16 protein-coding genes are annotated in these 19,879 nt (G+C 40.7%); 13 read left to right on the forward strand and 3 right to left on the reverse strand.

The genetic code is table 11. From position 1 onward, the window contains the following. Positions 1-616: 616 nt before the first annotated feature. The 10 genes from HG267_RS15535 (at position 617) to HG267_RS15580 (ending at position 9,375) form a co-directional block, all read left to right on the forward strand. Positions 617-1,129, forward strand: a complete 513-nt coding sequence (locus HG267_RS15535) for a DUF2808 domain-containing protein (RefSeq protein WP_045872020.1) — start codon at positions 617-619, stop codon at positions 1,127-1,129. Positions 1,130-1,305: 176 nt separating this feature from the next. Beyond that, a complete protein-coding gene (rpmH, locus tag HG267_RS15540) occupies positions 1,306-1,440 on the forward strand; it encodes a 50S ribosomal protein L34 (RefSeq protein WP_015139827.1) in 135 nt (44 codons plus the stop codon). A gap of 24 nt (positions 1,441-1,464) precedes the next feature. Beyond that, on the forward strand, positions 1,465-1,893 hold the full coding sequence (gene rnpA / locus HG267_RS15545; protein WP_045872019.1) for a ribonuclease P protein component: 429 nt from the start codon (positions 1,465-1,467) through the stop codon (positions 1,891-1,893). Next, positions 1,880-2,269 (forward strand): PH domain-containing protein, encoded by a 390-nt coding sequence (locus tag HG267_RS15550; protein ID WP_045872018.1) that lies wholly within the window; start codon positions 1,880-1,882, stop codon positions 2,267-2,269. The genes rnpA and HG267_RS15550 overlap by 14 nt, the downstream gene beginning before the upstream one ends. 270 nt (positions 2,270-2,539) lie before the next feature. Continuing rightward, complete coding sequence (gene yidC, locus HG267_RS15555) at positions 2,540-3,688, forward strand: membrane protein insertase YidC (protein ID WP_045872017.1); 1,149 nt, start codon at positions 2,540-2,542, stop codon at positions 3,686-3,688. Positions 3,689-3,690: 2 nt separating this feature from the next. Further along, the gene (locus tag HG267_RS15560; RefSeq protein WP_045872016.1) at positions 3,691-4,218 is read left to right on the forward strand and encodes a protein jag; all 528 of its coding nucleotides are present in this window, start codon (positions 3,691-3,693) and stop codon (positions 4,216-4,218) included. Positions 4,219-4,384: 166 nt separating this feature from the next. Beyond that, entirely contained in the window at positions 4,385-4,888 is a 504-nt protein-coding gene (locus HG267_RS15565) for a YceD family protein (protein ID WP_045872015.1), read from the forward strand. 207 nt (positions 4,889-5,095) lie between these two features. Further along, the gene (locus tag HG267_RS15570; RefSeq protein WP_045872014.1) at positions 5,096-6,607 is read left to right on the forward strand and encodes an AAA family ATPase; all 1,512 of its coding nucleotides are present in this window, start codon (positions 5,096-5,098) and stop codon (positions 6,605-6,607) included. Positions 6,608-6,887: 280 nt separating this feature from the next. Further along, on the forward strand, positions 6,888-7,430 hold the full coding sequence (locus tag HG267_RS15575; protein ID WP_045872013.1) for an SH3 domain-containing protein: 543 nt from the start codon (positions 6,888-6,890) through the stop codon (positions 7,428-7,430). Between the two features lie 298 nt (positions 7,431-7,728). After that, entirely contained in the window at positions 7,729-9,375 is a 1,647-nt protein-coding gene (locus HG267_RS15580) for a peptidoglycan-binding protein (protein WP_228045434.1), read from the forward strand. Positions 9,376-9,656: 281 nt separating this feature from the next. On the opposite strand, the gene HG267_RS15585 is transcribed toward HG267_RS15580, so the two are convergent. Further along, the gene (locus tag HG267_RS15585; protein ID WP_228045435.1) at positions 9,657-12,332 is read right to left on the reverse strand and encodes an EAL domain-containing protein; all 2,676 of its coding nucleotides are present in this window, start codon (positions 12,330-12,332) and stop codon (positions 9,657-9,659) included. Between the two features lie 1,157 nt (positions 12,333-13,489). Continuing rightward, on the reverse strand, positions 13,490-14,308 hold the full coding sequence (locus tag HG267_RS15590) for a SirB1 family protein (RefSeq protein ID WP_045872012.1): 819 nt from the start codon (positions 14,306-14,308) through the stop codon (positions 13,490-13,492). Between the two features lie 321 nt (positions 14,309-14,629). Here HG267_RS15590 and atpD point away from each other — a divergent pair, with 321 nt between their 5' ends. Together atpD and atpC are read left to right on the forward strand one after the other, a co-directional pair. Further along, positions 14,630-16,078 carry a F0F1 ATP synthase subunit beta gene (atpD, locus tag HG267_RS15595; protein ID WP_045872011.1) on the forward strand — a complete coding sequence of 483 codons (1,449 nt, stop codon included), beginning with the start codon at positions 14,630-14,632 and terminating at the stop codon, positions 16,076-16,078. 88 nt (positions 16,079-16,166) lie between these two features. Then, positions 16,167-16,580, forward strand: a complete 414-nt coding sequence (atpC, locus tag HG267_RS15600) for an ATP synthase F1 subunit epsilon (RefSeq protein WP_045872010.1) — start codon at positions 16,167-16,169, stop codon at positions 16,578-16,580. Positions 16,581-17,005: 425 nt separating this feature from the next. On the opposite strand, the gene HG267_RS15605 is transcribed toward atpC, so the two are convergent. Then, positions 17,006-18,427 (reverse strand): pyridoxal-dependent decarboxylase, encoded by a 1,422-nt coding sequence (locus tag HG267_RS15605; protein WP_045872008.1) that lies wholly within the window; start codon positions 18,425-18,427, stop codon positions 17,006-17,008. Between the two features lie 776 nt (positions 18,428-19,203). Between HG267_RS15605 and HG267_RS15610 the strand changes: the two genes are divergently transcribed. Next, on the forward strand, positions 19,204-19,854 hold the full coding sequence (locus HG267_RS15610) for a GNAT family N-acetyltransferase (protein ID WP_045872007.1): 651 nt from the start codon (positions 19,204-19,206) through the stop codon (positions 19,852-19,854). Positions 19,855-19,879 lie beyond the last annotated feature (25 nt).

The raw sequence follows: 19,879 nt of genomic DNA on the forward strand, positions 1-19,879 counted from the left end.
CACAGATGTCAGCAATTTTAGATAATTAATATAGGATTACATACTGCACATCCTAAGTTGATTCCCCAATTGTGCATCTGTCTCTTCAGCTTATTTTAGGGATTTAAAAATTTTGTATTCCTCTATGACATATTGCAATATGCATCCACTTAGAAAAAACTTCATTCTGCCCAAAGTAAATTTTGATGGCAACTGCTTAGATTCACGCGTGTTTTTATCAATCTAGCCCAACTTAACAGGCGATCGCTGTTTGTATCTCTCAATTTTTATAACAAGAGCATTACAATTCAGCTACATTTATACATATTCAGCAACATAATTGTGATCCCCAGGTGAGGGATTGGGGACTGGTGACTGGGGAACTCGGGGCACCCACGACCGCAGGGAGTGGGGATTAGGGGTAATGGGGACTGGGGAGAAATAACTAATTACCAATTACCAATTACCGATTACCCATTACCAATGCCTCATGCCCCATGCCCAATACCTTGTGACACTTTTTATTGCTCTTTAACGTCTATTTTTAGAAATTCAGTAGTAAAGTTTAGTTACGAATACTAAATTTTTAGTTATTTAGATAACCAAGCTTACTAGTTGATAGTGAGGAGCCTTAATTATGCGACGTTTACTTTCTACTTTAGCGGTGACTGGCTGCTTGTTGACAGGTTTCCAAGCTGTCAGCTGGGCACAGGGTTTACCAGGATTGACACTATTTAGCGGCATTAAATCCGAAAATCAACTGCCCTATCGTTTAGACTTTGGCGGACAATCTGATGGTTGGGATCGTTATATCTTCAGAATTCCTGCCAACAAAATGAAATTGGCAGTGGCCCAATTTGCTATTACTTACCCTGATTATTACAAAGGAACTTTTGATCCTAAACAGGTTGAGGTAAAAGTCAAAGGTAAAGCTGTTCGCCTGTCTGAAGTGAAGTGGGATAAGGAAGGACGCGTCATCGAAATTTTTCCTGAAGAGCCAGTACCAGCCGGTAGTAGGGTGGAAGTTGAGTTATCCAACGTGAAAAACCCTACCTTTGGTGGCGTTTACTATTTCAATTGCCAAGTTCTCTCTCCTGGTGATGTGCCACTGTTGCGTTATTTAGGTTCTTGGGTAGTAAGTATTAATTAAGTTGGGCAATAGATAGTTGGTAATGGGTAATGGGTAATCGGAAACACAAGACAGTTGACTCTTGACTTTTGATCCTTGACCCTTAACCATTTACCGGAATCTCTAACTTTTACCTGTAATAGTGATAAAATAAGAGATTGTGATTTTTTGTAAGCATCACCTAAGAGGAGAACTGTATGCAGAGAACGCTAGGCGGTACTAACCGTAAGAGGAAAAGGACTTCTGGGTTTCGCGCCAGAATGCGGACACCAGATGGCAGAAATGTCATTCGCGCCAGAAGAAAAAAAGGCCGTCATCGTCTGAGTGTTTAGGGCATATTAGGCGAAAGAGCATCTGTGGCTTTGCCCAAGGCGAATCGGCTAAAATCCCGAAAAGATTTCCAGGCAGTTTTCCGAGAAGGAATTCGGCGACATGGCGCTTATTTGACATTAAGGGCCTTGAAACCGTTGGCTTCCAAAAAGTCTTCTTTGGATACTGCCCCTGAGACTATACAGCTAACTGATGCTGATGCCACGCATCTAGATAGTACAAAATTTGGTATTTCCATTAGCACAAAAGTCAGCAAGCGTGCAGTAGTCCGCAACCGGATTAAGCGGCAAATAACGGGAGCTTTGTATCAGTTGTTGCCCAGATTGTCACCTGGATGGCGGTTAGTGGTAGTTGTGAAACCAACAGCAGCAGAACGAGAGTGCGTAAGCCAACAATTTCTGCAAGAATTAGAGCAGTTGTTAGCACAAGCCGAGGTACTCAATGGGCATTCGTGAAGAAATTTATTATGAAGGTGGCCCTCACGTTGGGGATTTAATTCTTAACCTGCTGTTTGGGCTAACTGTCATCGGCATTCCATTGACAGTTGGGGCAATTGTCAGAGCTTTATGGCTACGCTACCGCATCACCGATCGCCGAGTTACGGTGATTGGGGGTTGGATGGGACGCGATCGCACTGACGTAATCTACTCAGAAATTGTCAAAATCGTCAAAGTTCCCCGTGCTATTGGCTTGTGGGGAGATATGGTAGTAACCCTCAGAAATGGTAGCCGTCTAGAAATGCGAGCTATTCCTAATTTCCGAGAAGTTTATGAATATATTAACGAAAGAGTTGTTGCTAAAAATCCCGAATATAGCGCTGCTGCTAAGTAGTTAATTAACTCATAGTGCTGAGTCTGAATTTCTGGGGTTCAATGTCTCAAAAAGGCTTAAATCATAAGAAATCAAGGATAAAATCTATCACTCAGCTTGTTTAGTCTCTATCATCTTCCTTACTCAGCACTTAAAAAAGCTCGTTGACTTTAACATTCAATTGTTAATATCATGTGCGGCTATCCGTAGTGAATGATAGTCGCAGACCGATCTTGATTTAGATAAATTAGATTCAGTTAGTTTACAGTACCTCAGGTTGAATTCAGAATAATGGATTTTGGTATCGGGTTTCTCTCGAACAACGTGATGCTGCCAATCATAGATTTTTTCTATGGGATTGTTCCTAGCTATGGATTGGCGATCGTTGCTTTAACATTGATAATCCGCTTTGCGCTCTATCCCCTGAGTGCTGGTTCCATCCGGAATATGCGGCGGATGCGGATTGTTCAGCCTCTGATGCAAAAGCGGATGGCAGAAATCAAGGAGCGTTATAAAGACGATCCGCAAAAGCAGCAAGAGGAAATGGTTAATGTCCAGAAAGAATTTGGCAATCCTCTGGCTGGCTGTTTACCACTACTGCTGCAAATGCCAGTATTGTTGGCGCTGTTTGCCACTTTGCGGGGTTCGCCCTTTGCTGGAGTCAACTACAGCGTTAACTTACAAGTCTTTCCCTCTGAACAAATCGAACGAATTCAACCCCAAGCTTTTGCCACTCCCCCGCAAAATATCTACATTGCTGATGGGGAACACAGCCGTATTACTGCTATCCTCCCTGGAGGTAATAAATTAGCGGTAGGAGAAAAAACCAAGATTCAATATCAGACCCTTGAAGGCAAACCATTTCAGGTGCTTTTGGCAGAACACCCAGAAAACAATAAATTGACTCCTGAATGGAAAGTAGTCAAAGGTGAAGACAGAATTAAAATTGACGCTGAAGGCAATATCGAAGCCTTACAGCCTGGAGATGTCACCATACAAGGTACCATCCCCGGACTAGCAGCAGATAAAGGATTTCTGTTCATTGATGCTTTAGGTAGAGTCGGTGCAACCGATCCCGACGGCACAATCCATTGGGATATTGTGGCGATGGTAATCTTCTTTGGTATCAGTCTCTACGTCAGCCAAATTCTCTCCGGGCAAAATTCTAGCGGTGGGAACCCACAGCAGGATACAGTTAACAAAATTACTCCAGTAATATTTTCTGGGATGTTTTTGTTCTTCCCCCTGCCGGCTGGGGTTTTGATGTATATGGTAATTGGGAATATCTTCCAAACTCTGCAAACCTTCATTCTCTCCCGCGAACCATTACCAGAAGAATTACAAAAAATCGTAGCAACCCAAGAAAAAGAAGCAGCAGTGGCAGAGCAAAAATCATTGCCATTTGAGCCAAAAAGTTCTAAGAAAAAGGCTACAAATTGATCATGAGCAACAGTCCCATGCAGCGAGGGCAGCAATGGTTAAAAACATTGCTGCTACTTACTGGGGTATCTGCTGAGGTTGAGGGTAATTTAGAACCTGCTCAACCTCAGGGCGGCGACTCCGAAGAACCAGATAACTACTGGTTGACAATTGATGAAACGAACCTCAACCCTGAGCAAATCAGAACTTTAATTGGTAGCGATGGTTCAGTGCTAGATGCAATTCAATATCTAGCTAATTCAGTATTGAACATTAACCAACCACAAGAAGAGCAAGCTTCTTATACCATTGAGTTGAATGGCTACCGCGTCAAAAGAGAAGCTGAAATTCGCGCATTGGCAGAAGCAGCTTCCGAAGAAGTGCGAACTACAGGCAGAGAAGTAGAAATAAAATCCCTAAGTTCGGCGGAAAGGCGGCAAATTCATACATTTTTAAAGGAATTTGCGGATTTAGAAACCTTTAGTCGTGGCAAAGAACCACATCGTCATCTTGTAGTTCGCCCGGCGCTCGAGCCTGAGGGGATTGGGTAATGGGGATCGGGGATTGGGTACTGGGTACTGGGAAAAACCTTGAACTTTGACCCTTGACCCTTGACCCTTGACCACCTCACTAAAAGCTAAAATAAAGATCTAAATCTCAGCAATTTTGCTGGTAGTTAAACTAAGTTTCGTTTCGTGAGGATATCTCACAAATCCTATGGACGCAATTTTGATTCCGCAGCTCACCAAAGCCCCGGAGCGGACAGAGGAAATTCAAGTTCAGGATTTTCTGCCTGGTTTGGACACTTTGACTCCTGTTCGTGGTGTAATTCGCGTACAGCATCAAGGTAATTACTTAGAAGTATCTGGTCAAGCAGAAGCAATTATTACTTGTACTTGTAACCGATGTTTACAGCAATACAATCAGCGTTTGGTAGTTGATACTCAGGAAGTGATTTGGTTAGACGTAACAGCTAATCAAATCAACGACTTGCCATTAGAACGAGAAGTAGCAGTTGAAGATTTGCTGGAAACTCTACCGCCTGATGGCTATTTTTATCCTGGTGAATGGTTGTATGAGCAGATGTGTTTAGAATTACCTCAGCGCCAGCTATGTGACCTCAATTGCCCTGGTATTTTGAGTACTGCGGCTGAGAGTTCGCAAAAGTCAGTTGATAGCCGTTGGGCTGGTTTAGAGGCTTTGAAAAAGCAACTTCCGTGATAGTTGCTGGAATTGGTAGTTCTTTTTGTTTTGAATTTGAGCGCTTGGGCGCTCATTAAAGATATTTAAACCAGTAAAAATAAGCTATTACCCATTGCAGCAGAAGATTTGCTAAGTTTCTAGCTGTTGTTGTTTTTAGTTTTTAGTTGTGAGAGACAATACAACCTTTAACAATGGGATAAGAACTAATAACACTAACAGCTACTTATGAGCTTTCGTGAAGAGTTTAAACTACTGCTGCGCGCCCGCTATCCTTTGATTTATATTCCTACATACGAAGAAGAACGGGTAGAAACTGCGATTCGAGAAGAAGCAGCCAACCAAGGTAATCGCCCTGTATATACTTGGGATTTTGTGGATGGCTACCAGGGAAACCCCAATGATGAGGGTTTTGGGCGACGCAATCCACTGCAAGCTTTGGAATTTATTGAAAAGTTACCAGCTTCAGCACCAGGGGTAATGATTCTACGGGATTACCATCGCTTTTTAGAAGATGTGGCGATCGCGCGCAAGCTTCGCAACCTGGCGAGACTGCTAAAATCGCAACCGAAAAATATTGTCATACTGTCACCACGGATTGCGATTCCGGACGATTTAAGCGAAGTGCTAACAGTTGTGGAATTTCCATTACCAGCCGCCGCCGAAATTCAAAAAGAGGTGGAACGGTTGCTGCAAGTGACTGGTAACTTACTTCCTAGTAAAGTCATAGATGATTTGGTGCGCTCTTGCCAAGGGCTATCAATGGAGAGGATTCGCCGGGTTTTGGCAAAAGCGATCGCCACGCACGGGGAATTGCAACCAGAAGATGTGGATTTAGTTTTGGAAGAAAAGCGCCAAACTATCCGCCAAACCCAAATTTTGGATTTTTACCCCGCCACCGAGCAAATTTCTGACATTGGCGGATTGGATAACCTCAAAGACTGGCTATTCCGGCGGGGCGGTTCATTTACCGAACGAGCGCGACAGTACGGATTACCACATCCCCGTGGTCTCATGTTGGTGGGAATTCAAGGTACGGGGAAATCTTTAACAGCAAAAGCGATCGCTCATCATTGGCATTTACCTTTATTACGCTTAGATGTTGGGCGGTTGTTTGGTGGTTTGGTGGGGGAATCAGAATCCCGCACTCGTCAAATGATCCAAGTAGCCGAAGCTTTAGCGCCTTGTGTGCTGTGGATTGATGAAATAGATAAAGCCTTTTCTGGGCTTGGTAGTAAAGGAGATGCAGGAACCACTAGCAGGGTATTTGGAACATTTATTACCTGGTTAGCGGAAAAAACCTCACCTGTATTTGTCGTCTCCACCGCTAACGATATTCAGTCCTTACCACCAGAAATGTTGCGGAAAGGGCGATTTGATGAAATTTTCTTTGTCGGGTTACCAACCCAAGAAGAGAGAAAAGCAATTTTTAATGTCCATTTATCCCGACTGCGCCCCCATAACTTGAAAAGTTATGACATCGATAGGCTAGCATATGAAACACCCGATTTTTCTGGAGCAGAGATTGAGCAAACTTTAATTGAAGCGATGCATATTGGATTTAGTCAAAATCGCGACTTTACCAACGACGATATTCTAGAAGCTGCCAGTCAAATCATACCTCTGGCGCGAACTGCTGTAGAACAAATTCAGCAACTACAAGAATGGGCTGCGGCTGGACGAGCGCGATTAGCATCAAAACAAACACCTTTAAGCGATACCTTCGGTAAACTACGCTAACGCCAGCTGCAATAATAGTTGAGTCAATCGATTTTGGATTATAGATTGACCCCGACAACGTTTAGTACTTGGCTCAAGGATTTTAAATTTTAGATCTCCGGATTTGTGCTGCCCTAACTTGGCGGGGTATCTAAGCTACTAGATTGCAGGATCACCCAAAAAATCTAAAATCGGCAATCTAAAATCTAAAATTTGCATTGTCCAGAGTCTAGATTCATTTACCCTTGACCGTTGACCCTTGACTCTGGACAATTGACGATTGGTAATGAGGTTATAAAATATGTTTTCTAACTTACTTAAATTTATACTTGGGTTTCTGTTGGCGATCGCTATTTTAATAGGTACTGGTGTTGCTACTGCACTCTATTTCATGAATAGAACCGCCATACCTCCCGCCAAACCAATTTTTGCCAACGATCATCCTTCACAGCGAATCCAATCTCCCAAAGCCACGGAAGCAACAGCTACCAAAACTGAATCTCAGCCAAAAGCAACTTCTACTGCAACTCCAACTCCTGCAGCTACAGAAACACCCAAACCTGAAGAATCACCCAAACCATTACCACCAGGAGCTTACCAAGGAAAAGTTACTTGGAACCAAGGCTTGAGTTTGCGAGCCGAACCAAAACAAGATGCTGAACGTGTGGGTGGGGTTGGTTTTAATCAAAAAGTGATAGTTTTAGAGGAAAGTGACGATAAATTGTGGCAAAAAATTCGCCAGGAAGATACTAATCAAGAAGGCTGGGTGAAAGCAGGTAATACTGAAAAATTAGAAGGTAACGAAGAAGTACAACAGCCAGAAAAGCCACAACAAGACCAGTAGATACGCAAAGCCAACTGCTAAATATCTACATCGTAAATGAAATTAATTTATCGCAATTAAAATTAATAGAGTAATTCCATTGATTAACCTGGCTAAGTTTTTCTTGCCAGGTCTCTTTTTTTGATGATGTATGAATTTATTTTCTAGTCTTAGTTATCCTATAGTATACTGGTAGCAAAAATTCCTCATGGACTCGGGAAGAGGGGCGCATAGGCTAGGGAATAGGGGCTAGAAAAGCAAAATTTTCATTCTAGGTATATCCCCAAACAGAAGTAATGGACTGACTTAAAAATGGCATTTGGCGTTTGGTGTTTCTATTACCAATTACCAATTACCAATCCCCAATCCCCAGTCCTCAATACCCAATACCCAATACCAAACCCTCGATTTTATGGAAGTCATTGGTGATCTACATAGCGCCGCAGTCTACGAAGCATCCGCAACTCTAGAAATTGTTCCTGTTCCAGCTAATTTGAGATTCTGGAATTGGACAAAGCTTTCTAGCACCTTGGCGATGCGTTTTTTATCTGTAGCATTAACCTTGTCACTTCTCAGTATCGCTGGGCAAACTTTAGCTGTACAGAAAGTAGGAAGTAATGGCGCTGAAGTTACAAACATACAGCAGTGCTTGCAGAAATTAGGTTTCTTTCGTGGCCCAGTTAGCGGTAAGTTTGGTTCGATCACTCAGCAAGCAGTGATTGCATTCCAGCAGGCGAATAAACTACCTGCTGATGGAGTTGTAGGTGATAGCACTGCGCGATCGCTCCAACAAGCCTGCCGAGGTAGAATCGCTACTAATACTAGTAATACTACCAGTGGTAATCTGCGGCTAGGTAGCAGAGGCCCAGAAGTTGTGAAGCTACAACAACGTTTGCAACGCCAAGGCTATTTTCAAGGCCCAATAACAGGCTATTTTGGCCCGCAAACTCAACAAGCCTTAACTCGCTCTCAGCAAGGTTCGCGCAACTCTACCAAAATTTCCCAAGCACCCTCAAATATACCCAGCACCGGAGGGGAATATCCCATTTTGTTGGAAGGTAGCCAAGGCCCAGCAGTAACTAGGTTACAACAGAGGTTGCAGCAACTGGGTTATTTTAAAGCTACTCCGACTGGCAAGTTTGGGCCTGTTACTAAAGATGCGGTGATTGCATTTCAGCGCTATGCTGGTTTACCTGCTGATGGAATTACCAATCGACAAACCTGGAACAGACTTTTGGCTCCTACTAGTAGTCCTTCTAATCCAGTCATACCCAACACAACTAGTCTTGCGCCGCAACAAATTAGAGAATTACAAGAGGGTTTACGGCAGTTAGGATACTTGCAGGCTAATCCTACAGGTAATTTTGGCCCATTGACTAGAGATGCACTACTGCGATTCCAGCGAGATTACCAATTAGCTATTGATGGTGTAGCTGATACACAAGCCTTGCAAGCAGTACGTGGCGTTTTGCAAAATAGACAAGCTTATCAAGCTCCTCAAGCTTCTCAAGCTCCTCCTCAGACTAGAAATTACCTCACAGTTGGCGATAGTGGCGATAATGTGAAAGCCGTGCAACAGAGGTTATTGCAATTAGGATTTTTTAATACAAATCCTGATGGATATTATGGTGAAAATACTAGGTCTTATGTGTATGCATTCCAGCAATATTCTGGTATTGCTCCAACTGGCAATGTAGATGCACAAACCTGGCAAGCATTAGGTTTAAATACCTCTCCTGTGAATACTAATGCTAATAACAATCAAAATCGCTATGTAGTTGTAGTACCAATTCATAATGCCGATACTCTCAACAAAGTAAGACAATATATAGCTAATCCAGTTGTCGAAAAATCTGGTTTAGGAGATTATGTGAATGCAGGTAGATTTGGGAATAGAACAGAAGCAGAGAATTTATCTAAACTGTTACGCTCTTATGGTTTAGATGCTAGGGTAGAGTATTTTTAAGAGTCAATCAATTTTAGATTTTGCGAAAAGTTGCGTGCGGGGGTTCCCCCCGTTGAGCAAACTTGTCAAGACGGATTTGCGATTTTAGATTGACTGTACCCACAAGCAGATACAGCTTAGAGATTTGTTCTGAACACGGCTGTACTTTTACTGAAGAAATAATCCAAAATCCAAAATTTAAAATCTCAAATTGGGACGGTCAATATCAAAGGTGGAATGAAGGTAATAATCTAACTCCAAATGACCAATGACCAATGACCAATGACCAATGACAACTTTATTTAAGCTACTAAAAATGAAGGATTAATCCGACGGGATTTAGATTTTTTGAGTAATCTCGTGGTGTCTTCTGCCGATAAAGGGCGACTAAAGAGATAGCCTTGCATGAGTTCACAATCTAGCAGTCGTAAAAAATTCCGCTGTTCTTCAGTTTCTACGCCTTCGGCAACAACTGCAAGCTTTAATCCATGTGCTAAAGCAATAATTGCAGTTGTGATGGCAGCATCATGATTATCATCAGATAAATCTCTCACGAAAGACCTATCAATTTTTAAGCAATGGATTGGAAAATTTTTCAGATAACTGAGAGAACAATACCCTGTACCAAAATCGTCTATGGAAATAGAAACACCTAGAGCGTGTAATTCACTTAAAATTCTTTTAGTGAACTCAACATTTTTCATAGCAATACTTTCGGTAATTTCTAGCTCCAAAAATTTATGGTTTAATTGCGTTTCTGACAATATCTGTTGCACCATATTTACTAAGTTTGGTTGCTGAAATTGGCGTGCAGAAAGATTCACAGCTACTGAAAGTGAGGGTAAATTAAGTGCATCTTGCCAAGCTTTATTTTGAGCACAAGCAGTTCTTAACACCCATTCCCCAATTGGAATAATTAATCCAGTTTCTTCAGCCAGGGGAATAAACTTTTGGGGTGGGATTAAGCCTAATTCTAAGTGTCGCCAACGTAGTAATGCTTCTATTTTGGTAATTTCGCCTGTGGTGATATTGACCTGTGGTTGATAGTAAACTTCAAATTCTTGGCGTTCTAAGGCAGAGTGCAAGCTATTTTCTAAAGTTAGCAATTCTGAAGAACCAGAATTGATGGCTGAATTATAGAACTGATAATGATTTCGTCCTTGAGACTTAACACGATATAGTGCCACATCAGCGTGTTTAATTAAAGTTTCGGCATCTTGTCCATGCATCGGATAAAGGGCAATACCAATACTGACGCTGATATGTAATTGGTAATTTTCGATTTCAAATACTGGTTTAAAAGCTGCTAAGATGCTTTCTACAATTTGTGTAACTTCTTGATTATCGTTAATTTCTGGCAAGATTAGGGTGAATTCATCGCCTCCCCACCGCGCTATGGTGTCAATCTCCCGCAGACATTCGATCAGACGTTGAGCCACAATTTGCAGTAATTGATCACCAATAGCATGACTTAATGTATCGTTGATCACTTTGAAGCGGTCTAAGTCTAAAAAACACACCGCTAATTTGCTACGATGTTTCTGCGATTGTGCTAAAGCTTCTGAAAGTCGCTCATTAAATAGCACGCGGTTAGGTAAATCGGTTAACAGGTCGTGTAAAGCTTGATGCCGGATTTTGGCTTCTGCTAATTTATGGGCTGTAATGTCGCGAAAACTCCAGACTCTACCGACTATTTTGCCGTTAATCCTCTGAGGTTGGGAATAACGCTCTAAAACTCTGCCATCTTTAAAGGCGATCGCATCATAAAGCTGTGTATCTGGATTAAAGTATAATTCTCTAATCGTAGCAAAATACTGTTTTGGCGCTTCTAGCTGTTTCATCGCCAATCTCAGCACTTCTTTGTAATTTCCGGTGGTGATTAATGACTCCGGAATGCGCCACATTTGCAGAAACTTTTGATTAAAGCCTGCAATCTTACCTTGATTATCTACTACTAAGATGCCGTCGGCAGTAGATTCTAAGGTCGCCCATTGCAAAGATAGTGATTTTTCTAGTTCTGTTTGTATCCGCTTGCGCTCCGCAATTTCTCTGTGCAACTCTGCTGTGCGTTCTTGTACTACATTTTCTAAGTGATAAGCAGAATCTTGGGTTTCTAAAATTACTGTCTTGAGGGCATGATCTGCTAGTAAACGATCATGCACTAGAGCAAGTACACCTGCTACCGCTTGCAAAAATGCTGTTTCTTTGGCTTCCCAAATTTGTGCTTCTTTACAGTTATCAAATCCAATAAATCCGACAAAATTACCTTGAGCAATGATTGGTAAAATCAATATTGTCAAAACATCCTCTAGGCCTAAAGTCTGAATTTCTGTTTTGTTCAACTCTGTGATTGTTTCAGCAACGATATCACCTCGCGCTAATAACTTTAACCAGCGTGGGCAGAATTTTGTATAAGATAGTTTGTGCCAAGGGTGGTTTTCATTTTTGGATGGGATACCTTCAGCGCACCATGCAGCTTGCTGATGCATGATTAAGTTACCATCATCATCAACATAATTTTCAAATATGTATACACGACTAACCTGACAGGCTTTTCCCAGAGTTTGCAGAATTTCTGTATAACATCTGAGTCGGTTATCGAAATTCAGTAAAGACTGTTCAATAGCAGCAAGGGCTTCTAGATAAAAAGTGCCACAATTAGAAGCCAATTCTTTGACAGACTGGCTCAATTGATTAGCTTCATCACTTTCGGCTGATGGAGATTGGTGATTTATTAGGAATAAATTAGGGTTTTCCTCCTTAGTGAATAGGATTTTTTGGGTATTGCCTCTTAAAACTTTTTCACAAGAAGTCTTTCGTTGATTTTCAACTTTTGATGAACGATAATTTGCCATATATAAGGCAATTATTCTGACTCCTAAGTAGATACATAAACCAACCATCAAGACAAGCATAGTAGTTTCTGTTATGGTAGATGGCGCATTTTTAGCTTGTAGTAATACCCTGGAAATTTGCATAATTAATAACCTGATTTAATATATAACCAATCAGCATGATTTTTCTTTCTAAGTATTTTAATTTATTTTTATGTTGATATTTTACATACTTAAATTTGCTGTAACATTTTGATTTTTGTAATTACCAATATTTTTAGTAGTAAGTCATAATTTCTTGACTTTAGAGATATTTAGCTAAATATCTCTAAAGTTAGTTCGATAGATATTAATAACCATGAAAAACATCCCCGTGCATTAATGGGATATTAATGAACAGAGAATTGGACTAAATCTGACAGATAAAATAACACTTAAATAGTGACTATCATGTCTAATCTAGAAATTTTGAATTCTCTTCTGCATAGTGAATCACATTAAAAAATATACTGTAAACACTATGTATTTGTGAATAATCAAATATTATATGATTCTCTGCAAATTGCATAGTTGTACTAGAAAATAACTATTATAGAAATTTACATTTAGTGAATCTTTTATATTAAATCTCTGTTTTTTTAATCTTATAAACTTAATATTAAATTAATATTTACTTTTATTAATAAAACTTTAACAATTATTTAAAACCCCAATTTTTCTAGCAATCTAAGAGATTTAATCGGGATTTTGGGCTTTTATCTGAAGATAAAACTCTTGATAAATAGATTGTGATTAAAATTTCAAACAATCAAGGTTTATCTCATTGAAGATTTGAAATATAAATAATTAAAGCCGACAAATACCCATGAGATAAAATTTTTCTATATAGTATAAAAACAGACAAATCTATATGCCAATTTAGACATTGCCTCTGTTTAAGAAGGAACAGCGAAGAATTTTATAGTGAGTATCCTTTGAGGCATAGGGCATAGGGCATGGGAAAGACAGATTTCAATACTTGTCAGTTAAGGGGAAAAGGAGAAGGGTAAAAGGGGCAAGAAAAAACCTTTAACCCTTACCCTTTCACCTTTTCCCCAAACCAAATTCCGAGTTGAAAATCCTTAACCGAGCAGTATTGAGACAGATTTTTATGCAAGGCTCGTGAAAATGGGCATGAGAGATGCATTGTCTTTGCAACGCACTACCTCCCTCATGCTCTATTGCTGATGCCCAAAAACGCCGAGCTTGGATAGAATTTTTCATTGGGACGGCTTCCTTAGCAATGCCTATTTCCCCAAAATTTATCTACCCAATTCGGCAAGTAAGCGGCGAATGGCTCCGGAATCCTCGGCATCAGGAACTTTTTCTAGATAGGTTTGCAAATCGTCAGCTGCTTGGGGGTAGTAGCCGAGTTGATAGTAAATTAAACCGCGATCGCGTAATTCTAAACTTACACCAGGAAACAATAGTAAAATGCGCTCAACCGCTGCCAGGCTTTTTTCTAAGTCTTGCTTTTTGAGGTAAATAAATTTGAGATTTGTGAGTATCCTGGCCAATAACTGCCGATGGCTAACTGTTGCTAAATATTCCGACTTGAGTTCCACAGGTTGCTGGAACATCTGAGACAGTCTTTCCTGACAATCTTGGGCAAATAAAATTTCCCCACCATTGAATGCATCAACAAAAACTTCCATCTCTGCAACATTTGGACGGATGAGGAAATGTCCAGGCATTCCTACACCTACCATAGGGAAATCAATTCGGCGGGACACTTCCATATAAACTAATGCCAAGGTGATAGGTATCCCTAGCCGCCGCTCAATCACGTCATTTAAAAAGCTGTTGCGTGGATCGTAGTAGTCTGCTTTATTGCCCGCAAATCCTAAATCATTGTAGAGATATTGATTAATACTTTGAATAATCCGTAGCGGGTAGGGTGAATCAGGTAAGCGTTCTTGCAACTCCAATGCCATGGTCTCAAAGGCATTGAGGTATTCTTCTAGGTCAAGCTGAGGATATTCTTCCTGAGCAATATATAAAGCCGCCTTTACCAGGTCGATGTGCTCGTCAGGCTGCTGAATCTCCTGGTAAAAATATTGTCGCGCTGACGAGAAATTCATAAGCAATTACTCGGTGGAGGTATGAAGTTGAAGCGGGTGAACTGACAGCAGTTTTCCGTACCTCTCTTTATCTTAGGGATATTCAGAAAATTTGAAAACGGAATTTATTACCAAGGTCAATAGTCAAAGAGACGCGATTAATCGCGTCTGTACTCAAATGTCAATGCCCCCTGCCCGATCCCCAATTCCCAACTCCAAGTCTTAACAATCAATTTATGGCGGATAAGGGGGTCGTTCAGTGTTAATCTGAAAAGTGACATTACTTCATATTATGTCGTCTACGACCCTATCTGAAATATAGCTTCAATCATTAGGCTCAGCATGGTCACCACCGCAGAAAAAACAAACATCGGTTACATTACCCAAATTATTGGTCCTGTTGTAGACGTTAAATTTCCCGGCGGGAAATTGCCGCAAATCTACAACGCCTTGACCATCAACGGCACCAACGAAGCTGGTCAGGCAATCAGCCTGACCGTGGAAGTACAGCAACTGCTAGGCGACAACCAGGTGCGGGCTGTTGCTATGAGCACCACCGATGGCTTAGTGCGTGGTTTGGAAGTGGTAGATACTGGCGCTCCCATTCGCGTGCCAGTTGGTAAAGCCACCTTGGGTCGAATTTTCAATGTCCTTGGCGATCCTGTAGATAATCAGGGCCCTGTAAATCCTGAGGCAACATTGCCTATCCACCGCGAAGCTCCCAAATTCACCGATCTGGAAACCAAACCTTCTGTGTTTGAGACCGGAATTAAAGTTGTCGATCTACTGACTCCTTACCGACGTGGCGGTAAGATTGGTCTATTCGGCGGTGCGGGTGTTGGTAAGACCGTGATCATGATGGAGTTGATCAACAACATCGCTACTCAGCACGGTGGCGTATCCGTTTTCGCTGGCGTGGGTGAGCGCACTCGCGAAGGAAATGACCTCTACAATGAAATGATTGAATCTGGGGTAATCAACAAAGATAACCTCAACGAATCAAAAATTGCTCTAGTGTACGGTCAGATGAACGAGCCACCTGGAGCAAGAATGCGGGTAGGTCTGTCTGGATTGACAATGGCAGAGTACTTCCGCGATGTTAACAAACAAGACGTACTGCTGTTTGTTGACAACATCTTCCGGTTCGTACAAGCAGGTTCAGAAGTATCTGCGCTATTGGGACGGATGCCTTCTGCGGTAGGATATCAGCCTACTTTAGGTACTGACGTAGGTGCATTACAAGAGCGGATTACCTCAACTACAGAAGGTTCTATTACCTCTATTCAAGCTGTATACGTACCTGCGGACGACTTAACTGACCCCGCACCTGCAACCACCTTCGCTCACTTGGATGGAACAACAGTACTGTCTCGGAGTTTGGCTTCTAAGGGCATTTATCCAGCAGTAGACCCCTTAGGCTCTACTTCCACCATGCTTCAGCCAGAAATCGTTGGTGATGAACATTACAGCACAGCTCGTGCTGTCCAAGCAACATTGCAGCGCTATAAAGAACTGCAAGACATCATCGCTATTCTCGGTTTAGATGAATTGTCTGAAGAAGATCGTCTAACGGTAGCACGCGCCCGGAAGGTTGAGCGCTTCTTATCTCAGCCATTCTTCGTAGCAGAAGTATTTACTGGTTCTCCTGGTAAGTATGTGAAGTTGGAAGATACCATCAAAGGATTCCAGAAGATTCTTTCTGGCGAATTGGACGATCTGCCAGAACAAGCCTTCTACTTGGTGGGCGATATTAACGAAGCGATCGCCAAAGGCCAAAAGCTCAAAGGTTAGTCATTGGTCATTGGTCATTAGTCATTAGCGTCAGTCCTAGTGACTAATGGCAAATTACGCAAGACAGAAGACAAAGGACAACAGACAAATGACATTAACCGTTCGTGTAATTTCCCCAGATAAAACTGTGTGGGATGCCGAAGCTGAAGAAGTAATTCTACCCAGCACCACTGGTCAGCTAGGTATCTTGAGTGGACACGCACCCCTGTTGACCGCCCTAGATACAGGCGTAATGCGCGTGCGTGCTAACAAAAATCAAGATTGGCAAGCGATCGCGCTTTTGGGTGGCTTTGCCGAAATTGAAGAAAATGAAGTTACCATTCTCGTCAATGGTGCTGAAAGTGGCAACGCTATTAACCTAGAAGAAGCTCGGACTGCTTATAATCAAGCACAAACCAAGCTCAATCAGGTAACAGCAGGCGATCGCCAAGCTCAAATTCAAGCAACCCAAGCCTTTAAACGCGCCCGCGCTCGGTTTCAAGCTGCTGGCGGTTTGGTCTAAAATTTTACTCTGGGTTTTAATTTTTGAGGGTGGACTATTTGTCCACCCTCAAATTTTATGGTGCTATGTTGAAAATAGGGCATTAGGTATTGATTCTCATACCTTATTCAGGCTAGTAGCTTTGAGAATGTATTTCACCAGATTGGGGAACGCCATATATGCATATTAGATGTGGAATCAATACTGCTCGGTTAAGGATTTTAAACTCTTAATTTGGTTTGGGGAAAAGGTGTTCGCGTAGCGTCTCCGCAGGAGAAAGGGTAAGGGTTAAAGGTTTATTTCTTGCCCCTTTTCCCCTTCCCCTTTTCCCCTTAACCGACAAGTATTGGATGTGGAATAGCTCAACAACTATAATTGCATTTAATCCTGGTTTGTAAATCTCTTGATTGCAGGTTTGAGCGATTAGCATTGCAGGTCGCTACACTTTATTGATTAACAATTTCATCAGCAGTTTGACAAATTAATTCCCAAGCTTTCTGTACATGTATTTTGTCTGTAGTTGCTTGTCCAACTGACATTCTTAAAGTTAGTTTTTGCTCAAGCTGGGTAGAAGTGAGATAAATGTCACCCGATGAGTTGATATGGTTAATGATTTTCTGGTTAATTGCATCACCAGCTTGGTGACGAAAACATACCAAATTTAACGGGGGATTGACAACTAGGTCAAAATGAGGATGAGATTTTACCCATTCGGCAAATTCTTGGGCTAAAGCAATATGCTTGCGAATATAATGCTGTAAACCTTCTATACCATAGTGCCGAATTACAAACCAGAGCTTGAGACTCCTAAATCTACGTCCTAAAGGAATTTGCCAGTCTCGATAGTCAATGACTTTGCCGGACATACTGGCTTGATTTTTTAGATATTCAGGCATTATGGATAGTGCTTGAATTAGTTTGGTTCTATTTTTTACATAAAAACAGGTACAATCAAAATTTGTCAGCATCCATTTATGAGGATTAAAACAATAACTGTCCGCTAGTTCTAATCCTTGATGAACCCACCGATACTCAGGACAGATAGCTGCTGTACCACTCATCGCTCCATCAACATGGAACCAAATGTTATGTGTTTGAGCGATCGCACCTATTTCTGTTAATGGATCTATGGCATGAGATGAGGTTGTCCCTACAGTAGCAGCAATATAAAAGGGTGTTAACCCAGATTCAATATCTGTAACAATCTGCTGATGTAGTAATTCTGGACGCATTCTATAACCAGCATCAACCTCAATTAAGCGGAAATTTTCTGGTCGAATTCCCGCTACTTTAGCTGCTTTTTCAATTGAAGAGTGTGCTTGAGTAGAAGTATAGGCAACCAGGTTATTAATATCTCCTTTTGACTGTTCTCTAGCTGCTATCAAAGCTACTAAAGAAGCACTACTGGCTGAGTCTTGGATTACTCCTCCTCCTGTGGTTGAAGATTTAAACTGGGATGGAAGTTCCAGCATATCTACTAACCAATCTAAAACATGGGTTTCTAACTCAGTACAAGCTGGAGAAGTTGCCCACAGCATTCCCTGAACTCCAAGTCCTGCATTGACTAATTCTCCTAAAATTGATGGTGCAGAAATACCTGTAGGAAAGAAAGCGAAGAAGTTTGGAGACTGCCAGTGAGTCAATCCGGGTATAATAATTTCATCTAAATCTTGTAAAATATTGGCAAAAGATTCTCCTTTTAGCGGGGCTGTTTCTGGTAATTTAGCTCTAATTTCTCCAGGCTCTACTTGAGATAAAACTGACAATTTATCTACTGTTTCTAAATAGTTAGCTATCCAATCAATAGTTTTATATCCCCAATAACGAAATTCATCCGAGGACATATGATATTCTTGATGATTTTCCATATTGTAATATCTCAAAATATAACTCTTCAGTAGGTGTTATAGTCTCCCTGCATTATCACTGTCAATATCCCCATAACCGAAAAAATTCCAAATTAATATGAACTCTGTCGGTTCCCTTCGGGTACAAAATTCAAAATTGAAGAAATAACAATTTTAATCAATTAATTTAGCATATAAGCGCCCCAAGCGATGGAAAATAAAAAAGATGTATTTTCACTGCCGTTAGCTTGTTAGTTGTGCTGACTGACGCTGCGGGCTTTAGTTATGAGAATTGTCATGAGCGAATCTTGAATTTTCAATTTGAGCGAAGCGAGTGATATCTGATTTTAATATTTTCTCAAGTCGTAGGATGTATTTTGCAAGAAAAATGTTGATTACGATGGTTAAAAACAAGCTGCACAGACTCACTATCACCTATGTATAACTGCACTATAAAGGTTAAGCCACAATTGAAAAAAAGTTCTAGAAGCAGCCAATATTCTGCAACATAATAAAGTGCATGTGAGTCTTTTGAGCTTGAGGACAAGTGCATTTTTTACAATGCTATTGCCCCTGATCAAGAATCAATGTGGTTTGGAAAAGTGTTTGATAAATTATTATTTTATTGATGTATACAAGCAAGAATATTTTTCAGTAAATACCACAAAGCGTGAAAAATCAATTTTTGTTAAGGTTGAGCATATGTAGTCATTGTTTAGTCAGTATTGGCGAATTTAAATAGATTTTTAAGTTCGTTAAGTACGCAAGAATCAAAAATAATATTATTGATATCATCTATGAATTTTATTGATAAAAATAACAGCGAAATCCTGTTTCAAGTGATGCAGCCTAACGATATCGAAGAAACTGTTATTTGTATATCCCAGATTTTTTCAAGTTTTGAGCCGATGGCCAAAGCTCTAAAAATTTCCTTTAATGAGTTGTATCCGTTCGCTTTATCTGTCTGTCAGAAAGCGGTAGATGAAAAAATATCGATTGTAGCTAAAGATAGGAAAACAGGAAAAGTAGTAGGATTCATTATTTCTGAAGATTTTATCACAGTCTATCCTGAATCTTTAGAAGGTATTGATCATAAATTTGAATACATTTTCTCTTTACTGTCAGAGTTGGGTGAAAATTATCGAAGAACTCATGCATTTACAGCTGGACAGGTACTGCATATTTCCATGCTTGGAGTCCAAGAGAAATATACTAAAAGACATATCGCCACAACTTTAATCAGAGAAAATTTGAAATTAGCTAAACATCATAAATTTGAAATTGCTGTTACTGAAGCTACCGGGGTTGCTTCTCAGCACATATTTCGGAAACTTAGATTTACTGAAGAATTTGCCATTGAATATAAGTCATATAAGTTCAAAGATAAACAAATTTTTCATTGTATCGCTCATCCTGATAATTGCCTATTAATGTCCTCTACAATTTAAATACATTCTCTTTATTTACAAAAGT

This window comes from Tolypothrix sp. PCC 7601, from assembly GCF_025677855.1.
Taxonomy (GTDB): domain Bacteria; phylum Cyanobacteriota; class Cyanobacteriia; order Cyanobacteriales; family Nostocaceae; genus Aulosira; species Aulosira diplosiphon.

Coding starts and splice junctions, on each gene's coding strand:
- HG267_RS15535 (WP_045872020.1), top strand. CDS start 617: ATGCGACGTTTACTTTCTACTTTAGCGGTGACTGGCTGCTTGTTGACA.
- rpmH (WP_015139827.1), top strand. CDS start 1,306: ATGCAGAGAACGCTAGGCGGTACTAACCGTAAGAGGAAAAGGACTTCT.
- HG267_RS15550 (WP_045872018.1), top strand. CDS start 1,880: ATGGGCATTCGTGAAGAAATTTATTATGAAGGTGGCCCTCACGTTGGG.
- yidC (WP_045872017.1), top strand. CDS start 2,540: ATGGATTTTGGTATCGGGTTTCTCTCGAACAACGTGATGCTGCCAATC.
- HG267_RS15560 (WP_045872016.1), top strand. CDS start 3,691: ATGAGCAACAGTCCCATGCAGCGAGGGCAGCAATGGTTAAAAACATTG.
- HG267_RS15565 (WP_045872015.1), top strand. CDS start 4,385: ATGGACGCAATTTTGATTCCGCAGCTCACCAAAGCCCCGGAGCGGACA.
- HG267_RS15570 (WP_045872014.1), top strand. CDS start 5,096: ATGAGCTTTCGTGAAGAGTTTAAACTACTGCTGCGCGCCCGCTATCCT.
- HG267_RS15575 (WP_045872013.1), top strand. CDS start 6,888: ATGTTTTCTAACTTACTTAAATTTATACTTGGGTTTCTGTTGGCGATC.
- HG267_RS15585 (WP_228045435.1), bottom strand. CDS start 12,332: ATGCAAATTTCCAGGGTATTACTACAAGCTAAAAATGCGCCATCTACC.
- HG267_RS15590 (WP_045872012.1), bottom strand. CDS start 14,308: ATGAATTTCTCGTCAGCGCGACAATATTTTTACCAGGAGATTCAGCAG.
- atpD (WP_045872011.1), top strand. CDS start 14,630: ATGGTCACCACCGCAGAAAAAACAAACATCGGTTACATTACCCAAATT.
- atpC (WP_045872010.1), top strand. CDS start 16,167: ATGACATTAACCGTTCGTGTAATTTCCCCAGATAAAACTGTGTGGGAT.
- HG267_RS15605 (WP_045872008.1), bottom strand. CDS start 18,427: ATGGAAAATCATCAAGAATATCATATGTCCTCGGATGAATTTCGTTAT.
- HG267_RS15610 (WP_045872007.1), top strand. CDS start 19,204: ATGAATTTTATTGATAAAAATAACAGCGAAATCCTGTTTCAAGTGATG.